This is a genomic window from Paraburkholderia sp. J7, assembly GCF_905220155.1.
Classification (GTDB): Bacteria; Pseudomonadota; Gammaproteobacteria; order Burkholderiales; family Burkholderiaceae; genus Paraburkholderia.
The window spans coordinates 1-1,908 of record NZ_CAJMYZ010000066.1 but is presented as its reverse complement, the minus strand read 5'-3'; the positions used below and the strand labels follow the sequence as shown (position 1 = coordinate 1,908).

Genomic DNA, 1,908 nt, shown 5'->3' with positions numbered 1-1,908 from the left:
GACTGATGCGATTCCATTTCAGAACAGCAACATCAAACCGCGCGGCGGAACATCAGTTCCTTGATCTTGCCGATCGCCTTCGTCGGGTTCAGGCCCTTCGGGCAAACGTCGACGCAGTTCATGATCGTGTGGCAACGGAACAGACGGTACGGGTCCTCGAGGTTGTCGAGGCGCTCACCGGTTGCTTCGTCGCGGCTGTCCGCGATGAAGCGGTAAGCCTGCAGGAGACCTGCCGGGCCGACGAACTTGTCCGGGTTCCACCAGAAGCTCGGGCACGACGTCGAGCAGCTTGCGCACAGAATACACTCGTACAGGCCATCGAGTTCGTCACGCTGCTCAGGCGACTGCAGACGCTCCTTCTCGGGCGGCGGCGTGTCGTTGATCAGGTACGGCTTGATCGAGTGGTACTGGTTGAAGAACTGCGTGAAGTCGCAAATCAGGTCGCGCACGACGGGCAGGCCCGGCAGCGGACGCAGCACGATCTTCTGCGGCAGCTCGTTCAGGTTCGTCAGGCACGCCAGACCGTTCTTGCCGTTGATGTTCATCGCGTCCGAACCGCACACGCCTTCGCGGCACGAGCGGCGGAACGACAGCGTTTCGTCCAGTTCCTTGAGCTTGACCAGCGCGTCGAGCAGCATGCGCTCGTGCGTGATTTCCAGCTCGTACGTTTGCATGCGCGGCGCTGCGTCCTTGTCCGGGTCGTAGCGATAGACTTCAAAAATGCGTTTGGCCATTTCCAATTCCTTTTGACTGGCGTGTGCCTTAGAACGTACGCGCCTTCGGCGGCACGGACTCGACGGTCAGCGGTTGCATGTGGACCGGCTTGTAATCGAGTCGGTCACCTTCGCTGAACCAGAGCGTATGGCGCAGCCAGTTTTCGTCGTCACGGTGTTCGAAGTCGCTCTGTGCGTGCGCGCCACGGCTTTCCTTACGGGCTTCAGCCGAAACCATCGTTGCGCGCGCAACTTCGACCAGGTTCGCCACTTCGAGCGCTTCCACGCGCGCCGTGTTGAACACCTTCGACTTGTCCTTCAGGTGGATGTGCTTCGCGCGCTCAGCGATCTGCGCGATGTCCTTCACACCGTCTGCGAGCAGCTTCGACGTGCGGAACACGCCCGCGTGCTTCTGCATCGAACCGCGGATGTCGTTCGCGACGCTTTGCGCGTACTCGCCCGAGGTCGACTTGTCGAGCTCGGCGAGGCGCGAGAGCGCGAAGTCGGCGGCGTCGGCCGGCAGCGGCTTGTGCTCCTTGAGCTCCTTGACGTGCTTGACGATGTGGTTGCCAGCCGCACGGCCGAACACCACGAGGTCGAGCAGCGAGTTCGTGCCGAGGCGGTTCGCGCCGTGCACCGAGACGCACGAGCATTCGCCCACGGCGTAGAAGCCGTTGACGACTTCTTCGTGACCCTTCGGCGTGCCAACGACCTGGCCGTTGATGTTCGTCGGGATGCCGCCCATCTGGTAGTGGATGGTCGGCACGACCGGGATCGGCTCCTTGATACAGTCCACGTTCGCGAACTTGAGCGCGATTTCGCGGATCGACGGCAGACGCTTCATGATCGTCTCGGCGCCGATGTGCGAGAGGTCGAGCAGCACGTGGTCCTTGTGCGGACCCACGCCACGGCCTTCCTTGATTTCCTGGTCCATCGAGCGCGAAACGAAGTCGCGCGGCGCCAGGTCCTTCAGGGTCGGCGCGTAACGCTCCATGAAGCGCTCGCCGTTCGAGTTACGCAGAATGCCGCCTTCACCGCGCACGCCTTCCGTGATCAGCACGCCCGCGCCGGCCACGCCGGTCGGGTGGAACTGCCAGAACTCCATGTCCTGCAGCGCGATGCCCGAACGGGCCGCCATGCCAAGGCCGTCACCGGTGTTGATGAACGCGTTGGTCGATGCCGCGAAGATCCGGCC

Annotated in this window: 2 protein-coding genes; both read right to left on the bottom strand. The window is 62.8% G+C overall.

The annotated features are described in order from the left end of the window. Positions 1-32 precede the first annotated feature (32 nt). Positions 33-734, bottom strand: a complete 702-nt coding sequence (locus U5A58_RS40320) for a succinate dehydrogenase iron-sulfur subunit (RefSeq protein ID WP_321933886.1) — start codon at positions 732-734, stop codon at positions 33-35. A gap of 28 nt (positions 735-762) precedes the next feature. Next, the coding region (locus U5A58_RS40315) for an FAD-binding protein (protein ID WP_321918065.1) at positions 763-1,908 on the bottom strand (1,146 nt) is incomplete at its 5' end.